Here is a 24,458-nt window from a genome sequence, read left to right as displayed (position 1 = left end):
GAGTCCTTTCATCAGGCTATGGACGGGTTCTTGATCGTTTTCCCGGTCGATGCGTTGCTGAAAGGGCTTCGAAAGAGCCTTCCGGAATACGCGGATAACGACGAAAAAGGAGGCACCATATGTCGAACGAAAGTCTCAGCAAAGACAGCCTGAATACCCTTTCCAGCCTTAATGCTGGCGGTAAAACCTTTCATTACTACAGCCTGCCCAAGGCTGCAGACACCCTCGGGGACCTCAATCGTTTGCCGTTCTCGCTGAAAGTGTTAATGGAGAACCTGCTGCGCAATGAGGACGACTCCACTGTTGATCGAAGCCACATTGATGCCATGGTCCAGTGGCTGAAAGACCGCCGTTCCGACACCGAGATCCAGTTCCGTCCCGCCCGTGTGTTGATGCAGGATTTCACCGGCGTACCCGGGGTGGTTGATCTGGCCGCCATGCGAGAGGCGGTCAAGTCCGCCGGAAAGGATCCGGCCATGATCAATCCGCTGTCGCCCGTGGATCTGGTCATCGACCACTCGGTGATGGTGGACAAGTTTGGTGATCCATCAGCGTTCAAAGACAACGTCACCATCGAGATGGAGCGCAACCAGGAGCGCTACGAATTCCTGCGCTGGGGTCAGCAAGCGTTCGACAATTTCCGTGTGGTGCCGCCGGGCACCGGTATCTGCCATCAGGTGAACCTGGAGTATCTGGGTAAGACCGTCTGGCAGAAGGATCAGGACGGCAAGACCATCGCCTATCCGGACACCCTGGTCGGTACCGACTCTCACACCACCATGATCAACGGCCTGGGCATTCTTGGCTGGGGTGTCGGCGGTATTGAAGCGGAAGCCGCCATGCTGGGCCAGCCGGTCTCGATGCTGATCCCCGAGGTGGTGGGCTTCAAGATTACCGGCAAGCTCCGTGAAGGCATTACCGCGACGGACCTGGTGCTTACGGTCACCGAGATGCTGCGCAAGAAAGGTGTGGTCGGCAAGTTCGTGGAATTCTACGGTGATGGCCTTAAAGATATGCCAGTGGCGGATCGGGCCACCATTGCCAACATGGCGCCGGAATACGGCGCTACCTGCGGTTTCTTCCCGGTGGACGAGCAGACCATCAACTACATGCGCCTGACCGGCCGCGAGGAAGAGCAGCTGGAGCTGGTGGAAGCCTACGCCAAGGCTCAGGGACTCTGGCGTGAGCCTGGCCATGAGCCGGTATACACCGACAGCCTGGAACTCGATATGGGCGATGTCGAGGCCAGCCTTGCAGGGCCCAAGCGGCCGCAGGACAGGGTTGCCCTCAAGAACATGAAGTCGTCCTTTGAGCTGCTGATGGAAACGGCCGAAGGGCCGGCGGAAGTTCGTGAGAGCAAGCTCGAATCTGAGGGTGGCGGTACGGCTGTTGGCGCGCAGAGCGCCTACTTTGAGCATCCGTCCAGCCAACCGCTCAATATGAACGGCGAGAAGTCCCGGCTGGATCCTGGCGCGGTGGTGATTGCCGCAATTACATCTTGCACCAACACCTCCAACCCGAGCGTGATGATGGCCGCGGGCCTGATTGCCCAGAAAGCCGTCGAGAAGGGACTGAGCACTAAGCCCTGGGTCAAGACTTCCCTGGCGCCGGGCTCTAAGGTGGTTACCGATTATTTGCGGGTCGGTGGTTTCCAGGACGATCTCGACAAGCTTGGCTTCAACCTGGTGGGTTACGGCTGCACTACCTGCATCGGTAACTCGGGTCCGCTGCCCGAAGAGGTAGAGAAAGCCATCGCAGATGGTGATCTAACGGTCGCTTCTGTCCTTTCGGGTAACCGTAACTTTGAAGGCCGGGTGCATCCGCTGGTGAAAACCAACTGGCTGGCATCGCCGCCCCTGGTGGTTGCCTATGCGCTGGCAGGCAACGTGCGCCTGGATCTCTCAAAAGATCCGTTGGGCAACGACAAGGATGGCAACCCGGTGTACCTGAAAGACCTCTGGCCCAGCCAGCAGGAAATCGCGGAAGCCGTGGAGAAGGTGAAAACTGACATGTTCCGCAAGGAGTACGCGGAGGTCTTCGACGGTGATGACACCTGGAAGTCCATCAAGGTGCCGGAAAGCAAGGTGTACGAGTGGTCCGACAAGTCCACCTATATCCAGCATCCGCCGTTCTTCGAAGGGCTCAAGGAAGAACCGGACGCGATCGACGATATCAAGGATGCCAACATACTGGCACTGCTGGGCGACTCGGTGACTACCGACCACATCTCACCGGCCGGTTCCTTCAAGGCGGACACCCCTGCCGGCAAATACCTGCAGGAGCACGGCGTTGAGCCGAAAGACTTCAACTCCTATGGGTCCCGCCGGGGTAACCATGAGGTGATGATGCGCGGCACTTTTGCCAACGTGCGTATCAGGAACGAAATGCTCGACGGCGTGGAAGGCGGCTTCACCAAGTTCGTGCCCACGGGTGAACAGATGGCCATCTACGATGCTGCCATGAAATACCAGGAGCAGGGCACGCCGCTGGTAGTCATTGCCGGCAAGGAATACGGCACCGGCTCCAGCCGGGATTGGGCGGCCAAGGGCACCCGTTTGCTGGGTGTGAAAGCCGTGGTTGCCGAATCCTACGAGCGTATCCACCGCTCCAACCTGATCGGCATGGGCGTGATGCCGCTGCAGTTCCCGGAAGGCACCGATCGCAAGAGCCTGAAACTCACCGGTGAAGAAACCATCAGCATCGAAGGCCTGTCTGGCGAGATCAAGCCGGGCCAGACGCTGACCATGACGGTGAAATACAAGGACGGTTCCACCGAGACCTGTGAGCTGAAATCACGGATCGATACCGCCAATGAAGCCGTTTACTTCAAGCACGGTGGCATTCTCCATTACGTGGTGCGGGAAATGTTGCGCACTGCCTGAATGGACGGGGCGAACATGGCATGGCGGGCTTCCGCCATGCCGAATTCAAGAAATACATGAGAGAAACGAGAGAGACCTTATGACCGATCAACCGTTTCTGACGGACGTTAAAACCCTCCGCGAAAGAGCCCGCAAACACATTGAAGAGGGGGCTCTGACGGAAGGCTATGGCGCCAACCGCGACAATGTCGTGAAGATTCTGAACGAGGCGCTGGCCACCGAGATTGTCTGCACCCTGCGTTACAAAAGCCACTACTTCCGTGCCGATGGCATCAACGCCAATGTTGCTGCCCAGGAATTCCTGGAGCACGCAGACCAGGAGCAGCAGCATGCCGACTGGCTGGCTGAACGCATCGTGCAGCTGGGTGGCAAGCCCAACTTTTCACCGGAAGGCCTGTTGACCCGATCGCACGCCGAGTTCGTTGAGGGCGAAACGCTCCGGGACATGGTGGTCGAGGATCTGGTAGCCGAGCGCATCGCGATCGACAGCTACCGCGAGATTGCCCGCTATCTGGGTGACCAGGACCCCACTTCCCGGCGGATTATCGAGGAAATCCTGGCCCAGGAAGAGGAGCACGCCGACGATATGGCCGGCTTGCTTGAAGGGCTGGATAGCTGAGCCTGTCGAACCGACATGAATTGAGTCAGGGCGCTGCCGTTGAGGTAGCGCTCTCGATTGCCGGTCCGGTTAACGGCAGGCTGAGCCAGAAGCTGGCCCCTTTACCTTCCTCGGATTCAAAGCCGACGTCCCCGCCCATCGCATGCATCAGTTCCCGTGTTATGGCCAGACCCAGTCCCGTGCCCCCCTTGGCGCGACGATCGGAAGAGTCAGCTTGCGAGAACTTCTGGAATATCCGGTCCCTGAACTCTTCTGGAATACCCGGCCCCTGATCACACACGGAGATCAGGACGGTTTGTCCAGATTGCTCACAAGAAACCGTCACCTCTGACTGCTCTGGTGAAAACTTGATGGCGTTGGACAGAAGGTTGTTGAGCGCCTGACAAAGCCGCCCGCGATCGGCCCTGATACAGGCATCCTCCAGATGGCTCGTCTTCAGCGTTACCTGCCTGTCTGCTGCAAAGCTTTCGATGCTTTCCAGGCACTCCTTTACTATTTCTGCCACATGGCACTCAGCCATGTGAAAAGCCATCTTGCCGGCAACCAGCTTTTCGATATCAAGCAGGTCGTTGATCAAAAACGTCAGCTGTCGGGTGTTCCTGTAAGCGATTCCCGCCAGCCTCAATGCTTTTGGAGGCAGTTCACCCGCAGCGTTGTTCGAGATAAGGCCCAGGGAGCCAGCGATCGACGTGAGTGGCGTTCGCAATTCGTGGCTGACAATCGAAATGAACTCGCTTTTCGCCCGATCAGCCTTTTTTTGCTCTGAAATATCTTCGGCGATCAGCCAGATAACCGAGTCGCCGTTCTGCTCGTCCAAGGTTAGGCCGTGGAGAAGCACAGGGCTCAGTTTATTGTTTGCGTCTGGAAAATAACCCTCCAATCCGGTGAACCGCATATCTCGTTTTAGCAGATCGGAGATATCGGGCTTGTCCGTGACCATCCGGCTTGTGTGGTCATAGACGTCGTTGAAGAACCCCAGTGAATTCGCCCTGTTTCCGAAGAGTTTCGCAAAGCTGTTGTTGGCGCGCAGAAGCTTTCCATTTTGAGTTGCGTATAGCCCAATGCCAAAGGGAGCCAGCTCAAACAGGCCCCAGAAACGTCGCTGCATCTGATAGTCCCTAAGCAGAAGGCTGGTGAGCCAGAGGGTGCCCGCAAATATTAGTGAACCTACCAGCAACAACAGGAATCGAAAGAATAGTGGCGATTCCGGATGCTCAGGCCAGCCCTGAAGAGGTTGGGCCATGAGTGTCCAGCGAATGCCGGGCATACTGAGTTCAGTGGAAACGGGGGCCTGCCAGTCAGTAGAGGCATCACCGAAAAATGGATCACCTTCCCGGGCCAGGTCGGACGTTCGAAAAAGCGCCAGGTGACCGGGTTCTGAAAGCGTCATTTCCACGGCTTTATACAGGCGATTGAGATCGAGTATCACGGAGATGACCCCCCAGAACTGACCGGATTCATTCTCGAAGATGGGAATCCGGGCCGCCATCCCCTGGCCACCCTGGACAAGGTTGATCGGGCCACTGAACAGCGCCCTTCGCGAGTCCTTGAGCGCCGCCACCTGGGTTGGAGAGAGGCTTTGACTGGTTAAATCGAGCCCCAGGGCCGCCTCATTGCCCTCCAGTGGATAGATATTACGGATGGTCAGGTCAGGGGCCAGGCCTATGTTCCGCAGTTGCGGTGCCAAAGCAAATATCACTGCGGCGAGCTTCTGGAAATCGGCTTCGGAAATTGCTGGCTGCACAGAGACATTGGCCGCAAGCCCCCACACGGTCTGAACGTTCTGCAGAATAGTACTCTGCAGCTTGAGGCTCTTATCGTTGAGCCTGGCTTGCCATTCCTGACGAACATCGCTCCGATGATTCTGGGTTGCGGTACTGTCGAGTACCAGTGCCACCGCGATCAGAAGCGCGAGGACCGCGACTCGCGCCAACCAGACAAGGGCAAAAATGGCCTTGCTTCGAGTTTTGATCATCGTTTATGCCTTCGCCTGCTCCAGCTCCAGCCAGAACGTTGAGCCGTCACCTTCCCGGGACTGGAATCCCACATTTCCACCCATCTGGGTCATGATTTCTTTGGTGATGGCCAGGCCCAGGCCCGTTCCGCGCTTGCCCCGGGTGTCGGAACTGTCTGCCTGGGCGAACTTCTGGAAAATCCGACCGCGAAACCCCTCGGGGATACCTGGCCCCTGGTCGATTACCCGAATACGAACACGGCTGTCCTCAACCTTTATTTGCACCAGGACCTGTCCGTCAGGAGGGGAAAATTTGATGGCATTGGACAGCAGGTTGGTGAAGGCCTGACCCAGGCGCGAGCGATCGATTTTCGACACGATTTTTGGAGAGCTGCTTTGGACTCTGACAGTAACGCCACTCTCCAGGGCATAGGTTCCAAGGCGCTCCACTGCTTCCTCTATCACCGGACCAAGCTCGTGTAGCTGCAGGTTCATGGTCATTTTGCCGGAAACAAGTTTTTCCATATCCAGCAGGTCATTAACCAGTTCCTTCAGTTGCTCGGTATTACGGTGGGCGATCGACACCATGCGCTCTGCCTTTTCCGGGAGTGCGCCAAGCGTGCCGCTTTCGACCAGGCCAAGAGACCCTGATATGGAAGTGAGCGGTGTTCTGAGTTCGTGGCTGACGGTCGAGATGAACTCGCTTTTCATCCGATCAACTTTCTTTTGCTCAGAGATGTCTTCGATCAGCGTCCAGATCAGCGGTTGTCCCGAGGGACTGCTGATTCTCATGCCGCGCACGATGGCAGGATAGGTGGAAGCATCCGCCCGCATAATCTCGACCTCATGGGGCCCAAAATGCTTGTCCTGTTGCAGCTCGGCGATGATTTGTTGCTGCTGGTCTTCAAATTCCGGCGGAAGGAGTTGCCCATAACCCAGGCCCATGAGCTGGTCACGGCTGTACCCTGTTGGCCTTAGGAGCGCATCGTTAACATCGAGAAAGGCGCCGGTCAGGTAATCGTTCAAAGCGATGCCGATCGGTGACAGCTCATAAAACCCGCGGAGCTGGGCTTCGCTTTCCTGGAGAGCAAGCTCAGTTTGTTTTGCCTCATTAATATCAGCGATGTACCCGTGCCAGATAATGCTGCCGTCCGGCATCCGTTCGGGCGAGGATTTACCCTCCACCCAGCGCCAGCCGGATTGGCCATTGTCGACCCGATAATGGCAATGCCAGATCGAGAGTGTCTGAGCGGATTCGTCGATGCTGGCAGCCACTTTGGGCAGGTCGTCCGGGTGAATTCTCGTGAAGCATGCAGAAGCATCCTCCTGCACTTCCTCGGGGGTGACACCATAGATGTCTTTAATGCTCGGGCTGCTGTATGGAAACGCGCCACGGCCATCTGGCCAGAGCCGATACTGGTAGAGCATCCCTGGGGTCTGCTCTACCAGCTTGGTGATCATCCGGACGCTGATCTGTCTTTCGATAAGGGCGCCGACCCAACGTGCCAGTAGCGTTACAAAGGTAACCTCGGTTTCTGTGAAGTCCTCTTCGCGTGGGTCGGGGGATGAAAAGTTGAGCGTTCCATACAAACGGTCCCGGATAAAAATAGGAGCCGCCAGGTAGCTTTCCAGACCAAACTTGTCATAGCAGCGATGGCCGCGATAGCTTGATTTGGCCATGTGGGCAATGGCGAGGCTCTCTCTGGACCCCAGAAGCATTGAACAATAGGTGTCTTTCAGCGGAAAGCTGGCTTTCTGTTCGAGGCCAGAGCCTTCCGGAGCGACAAACCACTGGATGGAATAGACGTTGCTGTGTATTTCACTGACGATTCCCAGAGGCAGATCCAGGTAGTCCGCTCCCAGACGAAGGGCCTTCTCAATGCGTCTGCCGTCGTTGGGTTCGGCATCCAGAGCCAGATCGCTGAGTATGCTCAGTGCCTCGTTCTGGTGCTTAATCTTGTTCAGGTTGTCCATCTCCTGGGTGATATCGGCGTGGGTGCCGTACATCATCAAAGGCTTGCCGTCCGGCGTCCATTCGAACACCTGGCCCCGGTCGTGAACCCAGACCCAATGGCCATCCCTGTGTTTCATGCGACATCGGTAGTCGTACTCCGGTAGTTCGCCAACGAAGTGAGCGTTAAGCAAACGTTCCGATTCCGGAAGATCATCCGGGTGCGCGAGACCCAGCCAGGTCTGGATGCTAACTGGCTCCAGCTCCTCAAGTGTGTAGCCGCAGATGTTGGCCCAACGCTCGTTAAAGACGGTTTCACCGGTCTGTACATTCCACTCCCAGGTACCGATCCTTGTGCCATCAATAATTGCCCTGGCCCTGCGCTCGCTGTGTTTCAGGTCCCTATAAAATTCCGCTGCGGCCTGAAGGTTAATCTCCCGTTCCACGCAGTCGGCGATTTCCCGCAGCAGGGATTCGTCTTCTTCACCAAACGTGCGCGGTACCCTGTCAATCAGGCAGAGGGTGCCTAATCTGAACCCTTCGCTGTTGTGTAGGGGCGCGCCTGCATAGAAGCGTATGTGTGGATCGCCGGTGACCAACGGGTTGTCTGAAAACCGTGGATCAAGCGACGCATCTTCGATCACCAAAAGGCTGGAGTTGAGAATGGCGTGACCACAGAAGGATATACCGCGAGATGTTTCGGAGGCCGACAGTCCCTGACAGGATTTGAACCATTGCCGGTTTTCGTCCACCAGGCTGACCAGCGCAATGGGTACCTGAAACGCGTTGCAGGCCATCCGCGTGAAACGATCAAAACGCTCTTCGGGTTCGGTATCGAGCAGGCCTGTACGTTCAAGCGCCGCCTGGCGCTCAAGCTCCTCAGGAGGAAGGTCCGGCGCTTTCATCGATGGTGATGTCCTCGATTTTGTTATTAGGTAGTTCTATCCAGAAGTTGGCGCCGTTGTCGTAAAAGTAGCCGACCCGACCCTTCATCAGTTGCGCCAACTCCCGGCAGATAGCCAGGCCCAGGCCGGTGCCTTTTATGGATTTTGATGTGCCAACCTCCGCCTGGGAGAAACGCTCGAAGAGTTCGTTTTCAAACTGCTCTGGTACGCCATCGCCCCGATCGCAGACGGTAATGCGGGTGAACCCCGGGGCAGCCGGTTGGACCGAGATGGTGATGGGTTGGTCTGGCCGCGAGAATTTGATGGCGTTGCTGATAAAGTTGTCGAGAACCTGCCGGAGGCGGTGCTCGTCCGCAAAAACCGTCTGTTCGCCCAGGCCTTCGGTGGACAGAGACAAGTTGTGCTCCGCTGCAAGCGCGGTATTGCCGGAGATGGCCGCCTTAATTACGGGCGCCAGCGGGAGAGCAGACAGCGTCACGTTCATCTGGCCGGCGGTCAGTTTGCTGAAGTCGAGAAGGTCCGAGATCAGCAGATGCAGGCGATTGCCGTTCCTCAGGGCGAGCTGGGCCATTTCTTCCGCTTTTTCTGGCAGTTGGCCGGCCGCCCCGGACGCCATCAGACGAAGTGCCCCGTTCAGTGATGTCAGCGGTGTTCTTAACTCATGGCTGACATTGGAGACAAAATTTTCCTTCATGGTACTGATGGCGTCCCGCTCGGCCATCAGTTGATTGAAGGCGGCGGCCAGTTTGCGGGTCTCACTGGCCCCTTTTCCATCCAGTCTCTGTCCACTGGAAGGACTCTGGGCCATTTGCTCTATGGTCTCGGTCATCCTGTCCAGTGGCCTTACGGCGGAACGGCTGGCAAAGAATCCCAGCAGGGCGATGACCAGGCTGATGGCAATACTGATCCACAGAAAATTGAGGAACGAGTCGTTTGCCGGCGCGGTGGCCCTTTCGTAGGGCACTGAACGGACGAACATCCAGCCAAGGTCTTCGAGATGGCTGGAAGCGTAAATCAGTTGTTGCCCGCTGTTGTCCGTCACGGTTCCGAACGTGATGCCGGACAGGGCTGCGTCAACCAGGGGGTCCTTTCCCGGCTCTGGCAGGGGTTGCACTCGCTTGCCGGGTGACGGGCCGCCCTCGATGTATAGAAAGTTCTCGACATCGATCACTTTGAAGCGATCCTGATCATCCCGAAGCCGCTTTAGCATATCGGCTGGAATCAGGCTGGTCTTGCCAATATTGACGGTGCCGCCGAGAAGTCCCAGGAGGTCACCCTCATCCGACTCTATTGGCGCGAGAAACGACAGCAAGGGAACGCCGGTTGTGCGGCCAATAATGGGCCGGCTGACAACGGGAACTCTGTTTTGGATAGCGCGCCGGAAATGGTTTCGGTCAGAATAGTTAGTACCGATACGTCCCGGTACATGAATATCCTCGGCAATGGCCGTTGCTTCTGCGTCAAAAACGATCAGACCGTCCGGAAACAGCGACCGCAGGAGACTCTGTCGATTGAGTTGGTTATTTATTTCGCGGAGCGAATGGAGGGAGTTTCCATCACTCATCATCGCCGCCGATTCATTCAGCACATCGAGTTTCAGTTCCAGGCGCTGTTCTACCTCGGAGGCGATTCTTCGCGTCTCGATGAGCTGTTGCTCAGTCAGCAGCGCCTCAAAGTCGTCCACCAGGGCATTGTAGGCAACCGCCAGAACCGCCCCAACGGTTAAAACGGATCCAACAATCACGATTATGGCCAGGCGGGTCCCGAGCGAAAGTGACGGCAAAACGATTTCCCCGGTGGTACTCTGAAAAAAATGATGCAAGTATTTCAGCGGAAGTATGGCATAAATCAGTTGAAGTGCAGATCGGATTGAGTGATGTATGTCTGACGAGAAAGCGGCTGACGTTTTACGCAAGCTTGATGTCCTGAAAACGCGCTTCAGGGAAAAGGCGTCAGGGGATATTAATCTGATCGAATTGATGGCAATGGATGCCGCAGCTGGACGGGGCGGGCAGGAAGAGGTCAGGCGCGCCTACCAGGTTCTGCACCGACTTGCCGGCTCGGCCGGCACGTTTGGTTTTCGGGCGCTTGGAGAGGAAGTCAGGGCGTTGGAGCTCGTCCTCAAACCCTACCTGGAGAGTGAGGCGGGTGCTCCCGGGGACCTGTCCGAGATTCACGAAATGCTTCTGAACGAGAACTTCATTGGCAGGGTTCGCGGCCTGGAGAGTCTGCTCGCCGTCGAAGAAAGCGAAGGGGAAGCCACAGAAACCCCCAAGGACAGCAACACCGACAGTGCCGGCCAGCCTGAGGTCTTGATAATCGAACCCGAACAAACATCCGGTGAATACCTGGCGAATCTGCTGGTACCCCATGGTTTTTCCGTCCAATGCGCGACCCCAAGAGAACTTTTTTCCAAGGATCTGTCCCGGATTTCCGTTGTGCTCATCCGTGATGATGTGTTGATTGCGCAGGAACAGATTCCATGGCCTTCACAAGACCGCCCCCCCATCATTTGCATTGGTTCCAGTGATGCGTTTGATGAACGATATCGGATTGCGGCGCTGGGCGTGGATGGGTTTGTCAGCGAGCCTGTCGATGTACCGGTGCTGGCGGATTATATGGAACGGCTCATCAATGAAAAAATGGAGTTCGGTTCCGGCCGGGTGATGGTAATTGATGATGACCCGGAGTTGTTGGAACGTTACAGCCTGATTCTGGAAGGGGGGGGGTTCGAGGTTCGAAGGGTAAGCTCTCCCGCAACTGTCCTGAGCGCACTGTCAGAGTTTCGGCCGGACATCATTCTGATGGATGTCCAGATGGGAAACTTTAACGGTACTACCCTGGCACGAATGCTCCGGTTTGATCCCGAGTGGGTGGGGCTGCACATCATTTTCCTGTCCTCCGAGGAGGATAGTGAATTCCAGTTTGATGCCCTGTCCCAGGGTGGCGATGATTTTCTCACCAAGCCCGTGTCTGACAGGATCCTGTTGCAGGCGGCCAGAGTCCGATGCTATCGGGCCAGGCAACTGGACAAGCTGGCTTCGCGGGACAGCCTGACCGGGTTACTGAAGCATTCGCTGGCCAAGTCGGAAGTCGGGAAAGAGCATGGCCGTTGCCAGAGACTCGACTATCCCTCCGTGGTGGCCATGCTTGATCTTGACCATTTCAAACAGGTGAATGACCGGCATGGACACAGAGTTGGTGATCTTGTGATAAAGGGCCTTGCAAACCTCCTTCGGCATCGCCTGAGAAAAACCGATGTGATCGGTCGCTACGGTGGCGAGGAGTTTATTGTCGCACTGCCGAACTGCACGCTTGAAAACGCGCGTAGATCGATGGAAGCGGTCTGCGAGCAGATGTCGAAGATCGAGTTTAGCGGTTCCGATGGAACGTTTTCCGTGACATTGAGTGTCGGTATGGCGCCTCTTGAGGACTATGAAAAGCCTGAAGACGCGATAGAGGCCGCTGATAGAGCGCTCTATGCTCGCAAAGCCGCCGGCAGGAACGGTGTCACCTCGATTGGTGATCTGGATAGGGCCCAGAAGGAGTCTGAACCCGGATGAATGTGATAATCGTCGAAGATGACGACTTGATGGCGGATCCTCTGGAGACCGTGGTTGCGGGTCTTCATCCTGCATTGAGAGTATTCAAGGCGTTCACGGTCAGCGAAGCTCTGGATTTGTGGCGTAGCAGGGCACCAGGATTGTTCGTGATCGACTGGTCATTGCCAGATGGTACCGGTCTGGATGTTCTCAGGAAAATCCGCGCAGCTGACAAAAACATGCCAGTCGTAATGGTAACGGGCCGGGCAGATCGCGATTCCATTCTCAAAGCAGCCCATTACGGAATCAGCGGTTACATCAGCAAGCCGTTCAGTGTGGAAATGCTGCATGAGCGTCTTTCCGGCATGCTCAAGGCGGTTTTGCCCGAGGATACAAGCGTCGAAACACTGGCTGAGATGCTATCGCGGAAACTGGAATCCGGTTTGCAGATACCTACCCGTATGGATGTTTCCGGCATTCTTGGTTTGATGGAGCGGGCTCAGGACCTCTCTGGCGGCCAACTGGCCGAACGTTGGCAAAAAGAAGCGTCGCTGTGTGCCAGACTGCTGGAGGTGGCAAACCGGTCCTCGTTCCGGCGAACTGGAGAGCCCGTTGCGACTGTCCGTGATGCCATTTCGGTAATGGGAGTGCCCATGGCTTTGAGTCAGGCCCTGGCTTTGGCTCTGGATACGGGGTCCTCCTTCCGTTCTCCTGCTCTGGCGCAAAGCGCCAGACATCACCAGGCTCAGGCCGAAGCTGTAGGGTCGGAAGCCCAGAAGCTCGCCCTCGTATTGGGCAAAAAGGCGCTCGAATTTCAGACCGCTGGATTGCTGAGCCGAATGGGCGAGTTGGCCGTGCTGAATGTGATGGATCAGTTTGTTCAGCAAGGCGGTGAGCTGACTGAAGGGGATATTGAAAACGGGCTTCGCGAATGGGCAAAGCAGTATGGCAACACGCTGAAGGTACAGTGGCGGCTGCCGCTGGCCATCCGGCAGATGTCCGGTGCGGTACATTATCTCGCACGGGAGGATGTCAGGCAGAACCTGCTCATTATGCGGGTGGCTGGTCTGATTGCTGGAGGGCAGGCGGAAAACCCGGAGTGTTCCAGGCTTCTCAGGCATCTCGGGCTGGAGGACTGGCTGGAGTCCAGGAAAAAAACATCGGATACGGGGAGTGGGTAGATGTCAGAGTCTGGAATGCCTTTAGAAAAAATCATGTTGGTCGAGGATGAAGAAGACATTCGGGCAGTGGCCGAGTTGGCGTTGGAAGCGGTCGGCGGGTTCACCCTGAAAGCCTGTCATTCGGGTGCCAACGCTCTTGAGAATCTTGATGGTTTCAGACCGCAGCTAATCCTTCTGGATGTAATGATGCCAACCATGGATGGGCCAAGCACACTGCGGGCTATCCGCGAAAAACCCGAGTTCGCCCAGACCCCCGCTGTTTTTATGACGGCCAAGGTGCAGCCAGATGAGGTCAAGGGCTATCTGGCCCTGGGAGCCGTGGACGTTATTCCGAAGCCCTTCGACCCGATGACACTCTCGGACCAGATTCGGGAAATCTGGGAAAAGCTCGATTGAACCATTGGCCAGGCCCTGAAATTTTGACGGCTGGTGGTTTTGCGGCGCTTGATTCGGTTAACCTGTAGCGGTCTTTTTCGGTATTTGAGGCCCCTTGATGTCGTCTTCCCCTTCCCGGGATGAGCTGAAAGCAAAGCTCAATCTGGAAACCTCCCGTGTTCACTGGCATGAACTGCAGACCTACTTTGCGCGAGGGCAGGTGGTTCGCGTGTCCCCGGATCTCGATTTGCTGGATGTGGCCGCGGAACTGGCTGCGGACAATAAACAACGGTTTGCCCAATGGATGGAGAAGGGGCAGGTTGGTGACGTAGCGCCCGAAACGGCCCAGGCCTGGTACGACCGCAATGCAGAGCTTTGGGCGGTTGTCGTTGCGCCCTGGGTGTTGGTACAGGACCGTTCTGGTCATGTGCTTCACTAAGCGCAGGGTTCTATGAAGCTGCATTATTTTCACGGCCGGGGCCCACTGAAAGATCTCGTAATGCTTCGCGAGGATCAGCGTATCGAGCTCCACATCCGGCCAGTTGGCGATGGTCTTTGGGGTCTGGTGGCGCTCTCCGGCCCTGACCAGGGTCGCCCCGGTGGCCAATTCCTGCGTGGTCCCTGGCGGACCGTTGCCAGTGCCGAATCGGTATTGCGTAGTATCGCCGGGACTATGATGGGAAAGGGTTACGATCCGAAGCCAGGCGACTACGCGGTTTGGTCCGTGACTGCCCAGCGCCTTGCCCGCACCATTGGAGCCCCAGGGGCTGAACAGGCCAGCTCCGAGGCCGACCCCGACCAGTTCAAACCCCTGATCTGACAACCTCCCTTTCTTTGAGGACACCATGCTGACCGGAGCCCTGCTCATTCTTGCGCCCCTGTTCCTGGGGTTTGCCATTGCCCTGGAGAATCGCAGGGCCATGACCGTGATTCATTATACGGTGGAGGGACTGGTCTACTTCATCCTGCTGTTGCTCGGTCTGGGGCTCGGCCAGATGGACGGGCTGGCGGCACAGCTTGGCGGCATGGCGGCCCAGGTACTGGCACTGGTGCTGGTGCTTTTCGTTGCCAACATGATCGGCCTCTTTCTGTTTCATCGGTGGCAGCCAATGTCGGTCGAGCCGGTAGAGGGCAGTGTCAGCCCGGGTTACCGCAGGCTGTTCCTTGCGGGCCTGAAGCCTCTGGTGGCGGTCATTGCCGGTCTGCTGGCCGGCTACTATCTCCTGCCTGACATGCCAATGGCCGAGCAACTGGCTACCTGGGCGCTGATGTTCCTGCTCTTCCTGATTGGCCTCCAGTTGCGCAATGCCGGTCTGTCGTTACGCAAGCTGCTGATGAACCGCCAGGGCCTGGGTATCGCCCTGGCTCTGACGGTCAGTTCTCTGGCTGCGGGTGCCGTTCTGATTCCGTGGCTGGGGCTGCCCTGGCACGACGCCCTGGCGGTCGCCTCCGGGTTTGGATGGTACTCGCTGTCCGGCATTGTGATTGGCGAAGCCCTCGGGCCCGCCTGGGGCGGCGTAGCCTTCCTCAATGATGTGCTCAGGGAGATTGTTGCGCTGGCCATTATTCCATTGTTGATTGCCAGCCGGCCGGCCATGGCCATCGGTTACGGAGGAGCGACCGCCATGGACTTCACGCTGCCGGTGATCCGCAGCAGCGGTGGGCTACCCTGTGTGCCGGTGGCGATTGCCTCCGGATTTCTGCTGTCTTTTCTGTCCCCGGTGCTGATGGGGGTGTTCCTGTCTTTGGGATAAATTGACACGGTGCAATGCAAGTTGCGGTTTTACGGGTAGTATGGGAAACAGTAAACTAGCGTTTATTGACAATTGTTAATGTACTAGCCCGGTCCGGATCCTGATGCAACGCCGTGAATTCCTTGGTTTATCGATCGCAGCCGGGCTGTCCGTCGCGGGATTGGCCGGTTGCAGCGGTTCCGGCCCGCTGAGATTCGGTATCCACCCCTGGGTCGGCTATGAACCGCTTTACCTCGCCGATGATTTCAACTGGCTGCCTGATACGGTTGCGCTGGTGCCGGGTACCTCTGCAAAAAACTCTATGGATGGACTCGTTGCGGGTACGCTTGATGGAGCTGCTCTGACTCTGGATGAGACCATACGGCTCTGTTCCAGGGGATTGGATCTGGTTGCGGTTGCTGTTGCAGACGTGTCTGCGGGCGCCGATGTATTGATGGTCAAGCCGTCAATTACTGAACTTGGTGCCCTCAAGGGTCATCGAATTGCGGTAGAGCTGGACGGCGTCTCGGGCATCATGCTGTTTAAAATCCTTGAATTAGCGGGGCTTGGCCAGAAAGACGTGACAAAAGTGGATTTGCCAGTAAGCCAGCATGCACAAGCCTGGTCGCGGGGTGAAGTGGATGCATGCGTATGCTATGAGCCAACAGCGTCGATGATCGAGAACGCTGGTGGCGTCAGGCTGTTCGATAGCAGCGATATCCCGGAAACCATATTTGATGTGCTGGTGGTGACCCGGGAAGCGGCAGACAGAAATCCCCGTGCGGTTCGCGACCTGGTGTCAGGGCACTTCAGGGGCCTGCAGCACCTGGTGCGCAGCATGCACGACTCGGTATACCGTATTGCGACCCGTCAGGGGATTAGCCCAGATGAGGTCCGGGCAGCGCTGGCCAGTGTCATGCTACCGGATCTGGCGGCAAACCAACGCTACCTCAGGGTGGCTGGCGCTATCGAAAACATGGCCGAGTCCCTGTCTCTCCTTATGTTGGCAGAAGGGATGATTGACCAGAAACCGGGAATCCAGCGTTTATCTGACCCTTCGTTCCTGCCAGCGAGGATTCTTTGAGTATTCTCCGGTTAACTACCCTTTTATTCGTGCTGACGGTCGCGGAGCTGACCGCGATTGCACCAGCCCATGCCGATGAAACATTGACCCTGGGCGTTTTCGCTTATCGGCCAGATAGCGTTTTGCAGGATCGCTACCAGCCTCTGACCGACTACCTTTCCCGGGAAACGGGCATTCAGATAGAGCTGGAGATTCTCAACCAGGAGAATATGAGTCGGGCAATTGCTGCCAACCGTCTGGATTTTTTTCTCACGAATCCCAGCCATTTTCTGCTCATCCGCAGCGAACGCAGCTTGACCGGGGTGCTTGCTACCCTGGTCAGGCGCTCGGGCGAGTCTTCCACAACGAGTCTTGGTGGCGTGATCTTTGCCAAGGCCGAGCGCGACGATATCCAGGATCTTGCCGATATACGCAACAAGACGATCGCCTCGCCAGGTGTTCATTTTCTCGGTGGCTATCAGACCCAGGTTCTGGAGCTGCTGGACGCTGGCATTGATATCCGGAGAGTGAACCTGATTCGCTTTCTAGGCACTCACGACCGGGTTGTTCGGTCGGTTCTTTCAGGCGATGCCGACGTCGGTTTCATCCGCACCAGCATTCTGGAGCAAATGGCGCAGGCCGACCCCGACCTGTTTACCCGGGTAAAGGTCCTGAATCGTCAGCGGCTTTCAGGGTTCCCGTACGTGGTCTCAACCCGGCTTTATCCAGAGTGGCCCCTGGTGGCCCTGCCCCATGTGAACGAAAGGTCTGTGCGAAAGATCGCCTCGGCACTTTTTGCAATAGAACCAGAAGATGAGGTTGCGTTGGCCGTTGGCATTGCCGGCTTTTCGCCGCCCGCGGATTACCAGTCCGTTGAATACCTGGCACGGACGCTGCGTGTCCCGCCCTATGATCAGGTGCCCCAACTGACCTGGGTTGATGCGTTACAGCAGTATCGGCTCTGGGTGTTTACGATCCTGATTCTGGTCACTCTGCTTATCACTTCGTCCTTGTGGCTGGCCCGCAGTAAACGTCAGCTTGCCTCCGAACAGCGTCGCCTTCGTCAACTCATCCGAGGTTGGCCCCAGCCAGCTCTGATCATTCGAGACGGGAGGTTTGTTGACACCAACCCGGCTTCCGTCGATCTGCTGCGCTACGCCTCCAGAGAGTCGCTCATTGGTAAGGATCTATCGGTTTTTTCACCCGAGTACCAACCAGACGGACTCATTTCCTGGCAGAAACTCGCGCACATGATGGCCCGTGTCGCGGGTGGCCAGGTGGAGCAATGTGAGTGGGTATTGAATCGCTCTGACGGCACAGAAGTCTGGGTGGAGCTAACCATGGCACCGGTCGATGCGGATGACGGAAGGGACGACTTTATTCTTTGTTCGCTCTATGACATTAACCGCCGAAAGCGAGCAGAGCAGCGTCAAAGACTGGCAGCAAGCGTGTTTGAGTACGCACGCGAAGCCATTTTCATTACCGATAATCACGGAATGGTCCTGGACGTAAACGACGCCTATCTTACGATTACCGGCCGGACACGCAAAAAGGCGATCGGTCGCCTACCCCCCCTGCCAGTGGATGAGGGCAGCGGTATTTTTTCCAGTGCACGTTCTCAGGGTTTCTGGTCTGGTGAGTTCGCCAGCCGCAGAAACGATGGCGAGGGAATAACATTATCGGTGACCCTCAGCAGTGTGCGTGGTGATCATGGCGAAGTCTCCCATTTTGTAGGCATCTTCAGTGACGTCAGCCGACTCAAGGAGCAGGAACGAAGGCTCCGTATCATGGCGCATTACGATGCCCTGACGGGCATGCCAAACCGGGTCCTGTTTGCCGATCGCTTGCAACAGGCCATGGCGCTGACCAAACGACAGAGTGGGAAGTTGGCGGTAGTTTACATAGATCTCGATGAGTTCAAGCCGGTTAACGATGCTTTTGGCCATGAAGCTGGTGACCAGTTGCTGGTTGAGGTAGCCACACGTATGCGCGCCGAACTCCGTGAAGAGGATTCTTTGGCGCGAATTGGGGGCGACGAATTCGCGGCTATTATCATGAACGTGCAGGATGAAGCAGCTCTGGAGAGCCTGTTGGGGCGGCTACTACACCAGGTGGCTACTCCGGTTTGGGTAGCCGATCACAGCGTCGAGGTCTCCGCCAGCATTGGCTACACGCTGTTCCCTCAAGCCGAAGATCTGGATGGGGACCAGCTTCTACGGCAGGCGGACCATGCGATGTATCAGGCCAAGCGCTGTGGTAGAAATCGCTATGTGCGGTTCACCGAGCTCTCGGCCTGAGAATCTCCATTGAGCAGTTCTGAAGAGGGGCGCCAATCCAGGGATTTAGTCCATTGGTCACAGAGCCGGCGAACTGAACTCAGGTCATCCAGCGTTCGTTCCCCCACAACTGCGGGCAGCTCGCGTTTGACAATCATGGCCAGCATCCGCGACTTCAGAATATGGTAAATCTTCTCGGTTTCCCCGAAGATTTCCGGCAATCCCACTTCCGACGCCACCAACTCGCGCAATAAATTAGTATAGGTGTCCATCTCACCTTTCAGTGGTGCCGTTTGCACGAGTTTCCCTGACTGTCGGAGCCGCAGGAGCGCAGGAGCCAGCTCTGTTGCTTCCGCAAGGTATCGGCAGGTGCGAATGGACAGGGTCAGGGTATCGACTGTGGCAGGTAGCATTTTCTCGGCACGAAGGCGAGAGATGTACTCCGTTATCGCACTATTGAGACTCTGCGCCGCTTCCATGGTGGCCCTGATCTTTTCCGGAGCCAGATCCTCCCGGTCAAGACAGGCTCTCAGCAGCCCCCGAGTCAGGCCAATCAGTCGCTTCATTTCCTGATCAACGGCGCCCACCGCAAGTTCCGGCGTGTTGATCAGGGTGTCATCCAGAAATCGGGGTTCTGCGTTGTCCTCCTCCTTGCTTCGGAACATTCGCCCGAGGATACGTGCGAATGGTTTCAGCAGCGGCAGCATGATGGCTGCGCCAAGCAGGTTGAACAGTGTATGGAATATGGCGAGCGACAGGGCAGCATTGGTATCCAGGTCCAGCCAGTCGGTTAACGAGGCAATGAGCCAGAGCATCAAAGGCAGGATCAGAATGGCGATGGCGCCCGTGACAAGGTTGAACATGACATGACCAAGGGCGAGGCGTCTGGCATTCGCGGTGGCCTTGAGTACGGCAATGGCAGCGGTGGAGGTGGTGCCCAGGTTGGCGCCGATGACTGCTGCTGCGGCATCTTCAAGGGAGAGTAGACTGCTGGCGGCGGCGCTGAGGATGATCGCCAGGGCCGCGCTGGATGATTGAGTCAGCACCGTTGCCAGAAACCCGAATAGAACGAAAAGGGGTAATGCGATGGCCTGGTCGAGAAATTCAGAACTATCAAGGCCGACGGTCAGTTGCCCAAGGGAGTCCTTGAGAACCGAGAGCCCGAGGAAAAACAGAGCAAACCCGGCAAGGGCCTCACCAAGTGACTGGTTCCGCTGGCTCCGGGCCAGCAGCTTCAGGGCCACACCGGCTGCCAGCAGAGGCATGGCGAACGCCTCGATCTTGAATCCGAAGCCGACAAAACTGACCAGCCAGCCGGTCATGGTGGTGCCTACGTTCGCGCCGAAAACCACCCCGAGAGAATGACTGAGGCTGAGCAGGCCCGCATTCACAAAGCCGATGGTGGCGACGGTGACCGCGCTTGAAGACTGGACGATGCCGGTGATCAATACGCCGGCCCCAAACCCCCGGAGAGGGCTGCGGGTCCAATGTCCGAGCATATGGCGTAATTGATGCCCTGCAGCGCTTTTCAGGCCATTGGTCATCATCTCCATGGCGAGCAGGAACAGGGCAAGGCCACCGAGAATCTGAAAGACAGTTGCAGTCATGTCGGAACTTGTTACTCGAAGCTGGGTTGCTTTCAGATTAGCAGAGCCCGGGGTGGACGAGGCGAATACTCAGGCGAGGAATTTCCGGACATCGATCTTGTAGGTTTCCGGATCCACGGCCCGGAGGATCCGGTCCTGGGTGCCCGGCTTCGAGAGATCAATGGTGTCCACCGTGATCGGCATACGGAATTTGGTGTGGTACATAACGCGCACAGTCGGCAGTCTTTGATCGCTCTCGTTGGCTTCGACCACCACGCCGAGACGACCGCTTTCCAGCAGCACCAGAGAGCCCACCGGATAAAGCCCAAGGCAGCGGATAAACTGTTTGACCAGAACTGGATCCAGATGACTGCCGCTCCATTCCAGGAGCTTCTTCAGGCCCTGGGTTGGCGTCATGCCCTTGTGATAGACCCGATCAGCTGTGATGGCGTCGTAAACATCGCTGATCGCGACCATGCGACCGTACTCCGAGATCTCGTCGCCTTTCAGGCCCTCGGGGTAGCCTGTGCCATCAAGGCGCTCATGATGCTGCGCTGCCGTGATGACGGTGAGCTCACCAATGCCCTCGGTGGTAGCCAGAATGTCTCGTGAATGGCGAGCGTGAAGCTTCATTACTTCAAACTCTTCCGGCGTCAGACGGCCAGGCTTGTGTAGTATCTCGTCGGGAGTGAGGATTTTACCCAGATCGTGCAACAGCGCGCCCACGATAGTCTGGTGCAGCACATCCGCAGACAGACCCCGATGATTGCCGAACAGGGACATCAACACACTGAGATTGACCGAGTGTTCCAGCAGGTAGTTGTCTTTCTCCCGGATGCGTCCGAGGCAACTGAGGGCATTGGCATTCCGGAGCACGGAATGCTGGAGCTCATCCGCCAGCTCGTGGATGGGTGCCACATCAATGGCTCCGCCCACTTTGGCGTGGTTCATGAAATCGCCCACCAGGCTCTGGGCCTGGCTGTGGATCTGTTGAGCGATCACGATTTCTTCCGCGAGCGGAACATGGGGCTGCAGCGCCGGAGCCAATGCCCCCGCCTTTTGCAGGGCCGACTCGTTCCGGCGATCCACTTCGGCGGCCGTTTCCGAGTCCTGGGTATCGAGTCCCTTCGAGGCGTCGATATAAACGAACTCCACCCCCATACGGCGGATTTTCTCGATGGTTTCCTCTTTTTTGATCACACCGCGCTTGCGCTGGGTGTTATGGGGAATCCAGTCGTTGTTCAGGTCGGTTATGTACATGCCGACCTTGAGTGCGGAGATGGGGACGCGTTTTATCATTCGCCGGGGAAAAACGTCCTCAGGCTGTTCTGATAAGTCTTACCAATCACCTCGTCCAGGGGCAGCTCTTTCACCTCGGCGATTTTCTCGGCGACGAAGGGCAGGTAAAACGGTGCATTTTCCTTGCCGCGGTAGGGTACCGGGGTGAGGAAGGGTGAATCGGTTTCCAGCAGGATCTGATCGATCGGTGCCATGCGCACGATGTCCCTGACGTTCTCTGCCTTGTTGAACGTGGTGATGCCGTTGAAGCCCAGGCACCAGCCCTGATCCAGGGCATACCGCGCAAGGCCGGGGCCGGACGTGAAGCTATGGATGACACCGCGGCGCTTCAGGGTGGCCTCAAACTCGCCAAGAATCTCGATGGTATCGTCGTCTGCTTCCCGGCTGTGAATAACGACAGGCCGGTCCGTGTCACAGGCAATCTGCAACTGACGCCGGAACACCTCGCGCTGTACGTCCCGATCGGCGTTGTCGTAGAAGTAGTCCAGCCCAATCTCGCCCACGGCAACGATCTTTTCGTCCCGGGCATGGGCGCGGATTTCCGCTTCCACGTCGTCGGAATAACTTTCGGCATCGTGCGGGTGGATTCCCTGGGTACCGTAAACCCAGGGTGCCACCTGGCTGAGTTCGCGTACCCTTGCAAGGTTGTCCGGGGACACCGCAATGGTGATCACCTTCTCGATATTGACCCCCTGTGCCTGTTCCAGTGTTTCCTCAAGCGGGCGGTCCTTGAGGTAATCCAGGTGACAGTGGGTCTCGATGATCGGGTGATCGAATACGGGAATCTCGCGACGTTTCTTACTCATTGCCGGGTACTACACTCCATCGCAACCTGCGTCCAGGCTGCTATTCTGTGAATTCAGTCTCACAAGTTTACCAGCTTGTTCGATTGTTGACCTGTATTACATCCATAGGGAGTTGCACGGAGCACTTTGATGAAGCTGTCGGCGTTTGCCAGCTCTTTTCTTTTCGACCCCGGAAAACCCAGATTCCGGGACTACCCGACATTGCTGGACAGCGATGAAACGGAGCTGCCCGGCCTTGAGGCCAACCTGGAACAGATTGGTGAATACCAGCGCCGACTCTGGGCAAATCAGGCAAGGGCGGTGCTGCTGGTCACACACGGACCGGATACCAGCGGTAAGGACAGCCTGATCCGCACACTGGCAACCTTTGCAGATCCCGCCGGCTTTCACGCCTGGTCATTCAGCCGGCCCAAGGGTGCCGAAACCCGCCATGACTTTCTATGGCGGGTCACGCCCTTCTTGCCCGGCTTTGGCGAGATGGTGGCCTTCAATCGCAGCCATCACGAAGCTGTGATCGCCGAGCGGGTATGGCCGGTCCATGAGCCCGACAGCTACAACTGGCAGAACCGTTACCGCTCCATCCGGAACTTCGAGACCCATCTGGTGGAAGAGGGCACCACAATCATCAAGATCTGGCTCAACCTGTCTGAAGACGAGCATCAGCAGCGCCTGTTGAAGCGCCTGGACAAACCGCGCAAGCGCTGGAAATTCGACAAGTCGGATATCGACGGGTGGGAGAAACGTCGCCAGTACGAAGCCTTCGCCGAAGAGGCCCTTGCCGAGACCCATACGGAGCAGTCCCCCTGGTTCATTGTGCCGGGTGACCGAAAACCCCAGGCCCGTGCCATTGTTGCGGCGATACTGGCAGAGCAACTGCAAAGGCTGGCGCCGGATTATCCGAAAGAAGATGAGACTGTCCTGAAAGAATACCGACGCCTGTTGGCAAAAAATGGCGTGAAATAAACACAGCGGAGGAATGCATGCACATTGTTGTAGTCGGTGGCGGCGTGGTGGGAATGACCACGGCCTACGAACTGAATCGCCGGGGCCACCAGGTGACTGTGCTGGAGCGTCACGCAATTGCCGGGAACGAAACCAGCAAGGCCAACGCGGCCCAGCGCTCCTACGGCGTGGTCTACCCCTGGGCCGATCCCTCGATTGTGTTCAAGGCCATACCCTGGATCCTCAAGCAGGACGGCCCCCTGAAGCTGCGCTTTCCGCCGTCGGTGGAAACCCTGAAATTCATGTTCGCTACCCTCCGTTACGCCTGGTCGCCGGGCCTGTTCGGCCTGAATCGCCGTGCCATGTTGCGCCTCGGCATCCACAGCCGGGAACGGTTTCTCGCGCTGGAAAAGGAGTTGGATCTTGCCTTTGATGGCGATCATCAGGGCCTGCTGCACCTGGCCAGCACCCCGGAGGCGCTGGAAGGCTACCGGGCCACCCATGAACTTCTGACCGAACTCGGCATCCCTTCCCAGTTACTGACGCCGGACCAGGTACGCGAAGCGGAACCGGGCATGGTGGGAAACGGCCCGCTCTATGGTGCCCTCAGCTACGACAGCGATGGCACCGGTGACTGTCACAAGTTCTCCCGGGAGCTAGCGAAAGCCTGCGAGGAAAAAGGGGTTGTCGTTCGTTACAACGTGGAAGCGGAAAAACTCATTGCCGATGAGCAGAAGGTCAGTGCAATTTCACTCAGAACCGGCGAAGGGGTGATGGAAACCCTGGAGGCGGATGCCTTCGTGATCAGCGCCGGGTGCTGGTCCAATCATCTGGTTCAGCCTCTCGGGCTGGAACTGCCCATCTATCCGGTAAAAGGCTACAGCCTGACGGTTCCGATGAAAGACCCGGAGCGCGGTCCGGCATCCACCATTCACGACGACAACTACAAAGTCGTCTCCACCCGTCTGGGCAACCGTTTACGGGCCACCGGCTTCGTCGAACTGGCCGATTTTAATCGGGAGATTCCTGAAGCCCGACTGGCAACTATCAAGAAGTCGGTCGAATCCCGGTTCCCCGGCTGTGCCGACCTCGATGCCGCTGAAACCTGGACAGGTTTTCGCCCCATGACCCCCGACGGCCCGGCGATTATTGGCCGCGGTCCCAGAGAAAATCTCTATTTGAATACCGGCCACGGCACCTTCGGCTGGACCCTGTCAGCCGGCAGTGCCGATGTCATCGCCCAGGTAATCGAAGGGGAGGAACCCACCATTTGTCTGGATGCCTTCCGCCCAGGAAGATTCCAGGAGTAGTTTAAACAAACCGATGCGCGCAAAAGGCCCGAGA

The 24,458-nt window shown here is 57.2% G+C and carries 18 protein-coding genes; 12 read left to right on the top strand and 6 right to left on the bottom strand.

Annotation, left to right across the window (positions count from 1 at the left end; all coding sequences use genetic code 11):
• Nucleotides 1-119 precede the first annotated feature (119 nt).
• Together acnA and SIC15_RS18920 are read left to right on the top strand one after the other, a co-directional pair.
• Nucleotides 120-2,882: an aconitate hydratase AcnA gene (gene acnA / locus SIC15_RS18925; RefSeq protein ID WP_412536680.1), complete on the top strand. Its 2,763-nt coding sequence runs from the start codon at nt 120-122 to the stop codon at nt 2,880-2,882.
• 79 nt (nt 2,883-2,961) lie between these two features.
• On the top strand, nt 2,962-3,501 hold the full coding sequence (locus tag SIC15_RS18920) for a ferritin-like domain-containing protein (protein ID WP_069182226.1): 540 nt from the start codon (nt 2,962-2,964) through the stop codon (nt 3,499-3,501).
• 25 nt (nt 3,502-3,526) lie between these two features.
• Here the strand turns inward: SIC15_RS18920 and SIC15_RS18915 are convergent, their stop codons facing one another.
• The 3 genes from SIC15_RS18915 to SIC15_RS18905 are packed head-to-tail and all read right to left on the bottom strand — an operon-like array spanning nt 3,527 to nt 10,094.
• On the bottom strand, nt 3,527-5,476 hold the full coding sequence (locus tag SIC15_RS18915) for an ATP-binding protein (protein ID WP_412536679.1): 1,950 nt from the start codon (nt 5,474-5,476) through the stop codon (nt 3,527-3,529).
• Nucleotides 5,477-5,479: 3 nt separating this feature from the next.
• The gene (locus SIC15_RS18910; RefSeq protein ID WP_412536678.1) at nt 5,480-8,311 is read right to left on the bottom strand and encodes a PAS domain-containing protein; all 2,832 of its coding nucleotides are present in this window, start codon (nt 8,309-8,311) and stop codon (nt 5,480-5,482) included.
• Nucleotides 8,286-10,094 (bottom strand): ATP-binding protein, encoded by a 1,809-nt coding sequence (locus SIC15_RS18905; RefSeq protein WP_412536677.1) that lies wholly within the window; start codon nt 10,092-10,094, stop codon nt 8,286-8,288. The genes SIC15_RS18910 and SIC15_RS18905 overlap by 26 nt, the downstream gene beginning before the upstream one ends.
• Before the next feature lie 97 nt (nt 10,095-10,191).
• On the opposite strand from SIC15_RS18905, the gene SIC15_RS18900 reads away from it, so the two are divergent.
• From SIC15_RS18900 to SIC15_RS18865, 8 genes are all read left to right on the top strand, one after another.
• The gene (locus SIC15_RS18900) at nt 10,192-11,874 is read left to right on the top strand and encodes a diguanylate cyclase (protein ID WP_412536676.1); all 1,683 of its coding nucleotides are present in this window, start codon (nt 10,192-10,194) and stop codon (nt 11,872-11,874) included.
• Nucleotides 11,871-13,034: a response regulator gene (locus SIC15_RS18895; protein ID WP_412536675.1), complete on the top strand. Its 1,164-nt coding sequence runs from the start codon at nt 11,871-11,873 to the stop codon at nt 13,032-13,034. Before SIC15_RS18900 ends, SIC15_RS18895 begins: the two co-directional genes overlap by 4 nt.
• Nucleotides 13,035-13,430, top strand: a complete 396-nt coding sequence (locus SIC15_RS18890; RefSeq protein WP_069182221.1) for a response regulator — start codon at nt 13,035-13,037, stop codon at nt 13,428-13,430.
• Nucleotides 13,431-13,527: 97 nt separating this feature from the next.
• On the top strand, nt 13,528-13,848 hold the full coding sequence (locus SIC15_RS18885; protein WP_412536674.1) for a DUF2288 domain-containing protein: 321 nt from the start codon (nt 13,528-13,530) through the stop codon (nt 13,846-13,848).
• Nucleotides 13,849-13,860: 12 nt separating this feature from the next.
• Complete coding sequence (locus tag SIC15_RS18880; RefSeq protein ID WP_069182219.1) at nt 13,861-14,229, top strand: hypothetical protein; 369 nt, start codon at nt 13,861-13,863, stop codon at nt 14,227-14,229.
• 25 nt (nt 14,230-14,254) lie between these two features.
• Entirely contained in the window at nt 14,255-15,163 is a 909-nt protein-coding gene (locus SIC15_RS18875; protein ID WP_412536673.1) for a lysine exporter LysO family protein, read from the top strand.
• Between the two features lie 103 nt (nt 15,164-15,266).
• On the top strand, nt 15,267-16,226 hold the full coding sequence (locus SIC15_RS18870) for an ABC transporter substrate-binding protein (RefSeq protein ID WP_412536672.1): 960 nt from the start codon (nt 15,267-15,269) through the stop codon (nt 16,224-16,226).
• Nucleotides 16,223-18,502: a PhnD/SsuA/transferrin family substrate-binding protein gene (locus SIC15_RS18865; RefSeq protein WP_153637402.1), complete on the top strand. Its 2,280-nt coding sequence runs from the start codon at nt 16,223-16,225 to the stop codon at nt 18,500-18,502. Before SIC15_RS18870 ends, SIC15_RS18865 begins: the two co-directional genes overlap by 4 nt.
• Here the strand turns inward: SIC15_RS18865 and SIC15_RS18860 are convergent.
• The 3 genes from SIC15_RS18860 to SIC15_RS18850 all read right to left on the bottom strand — a co-directional run bounded on the left by SIC15_RS18860 (nt 18,472) and on the right by SIC15_RS18850 (nt 22,172).
• Entirely contained in the window at nt 18,472-20,088 is a 1,617-nt protein-coding gene (locus tag SIC15_RS18860) for a Na/Pi cotransporter family protein (protein WP_136631175.1), read from the bottom strand. The two genes, SIC15_RS18865 and SIC15_RS18860, sit on opposite strands and share 31 nt — an antisense overlap.
• A gap of 69 nt (nt 20,089-20,157) precedes the next feature.
• A complete protein-coding gene (locus SIC15_RS18855) occupies nt 20,158-21,366 on the bottom strand; it encodes an HD-GYP domain-containing protein (protein WP_136631174.1) in 1,209 nt (402 codons plus the stop codon).
• Entirely contained in the window at nt 21,363-22,172 is an 810-nt protein-coding gene (locus SIC15_RS18850; protein ID WP_136631173.1) for a TatD family hydrolase, read from the bottom strand. Before SIC15_RS18850 ends, SIC15_RS18855 begins: the two co-directional genes overlap by 4 nt.
• A gap of 129 nt (nt 22,173-22,301) precedes the next feature.
• Here SIC15_RS18850 and SIC15_RS18845 point away from each other — a divergent pair, with 129 nt between their 5' ends.
• Complete coding sequence (locus tag SIC15_RS18845) at nt 22,302-23,135, top strand: polyphosphate kinase (protein WP_136631172.1); 834 nt, start codon at nt 22,302-22,304, stop codon at nt 23,133-23,135.
• Between the two features lie 17 nt (nt 23,136-23,152).
• Entirely contained in the window at nt 23,153-24,424 is a 1,272-nt protein-coding gene (locus SIC15_RS18840) for a D-amino acid dehydrogenase (protein ID WP_412536671.1), read from the top strand.
• The last annotated feature ends 34 nt before the right edge of the window (nt 24,425-24,458 follow it).

Origin of the sequence: Marinobacter sp. MIT932201 (assembly GCF_047123295.1) — a bacterium.
Lineage (GTDB): Bacteria > Pseudomonadota > Gammaproteobacteria > Pseudomonadales > Oleiphilaceae > Marinobacter > Marinobacter salsuginis.
The sequence above is the reverse complement of the archived record's forward strand: the minus strand, read 5'-3'. Positions and strand labels throughout refer to the sequence as shown.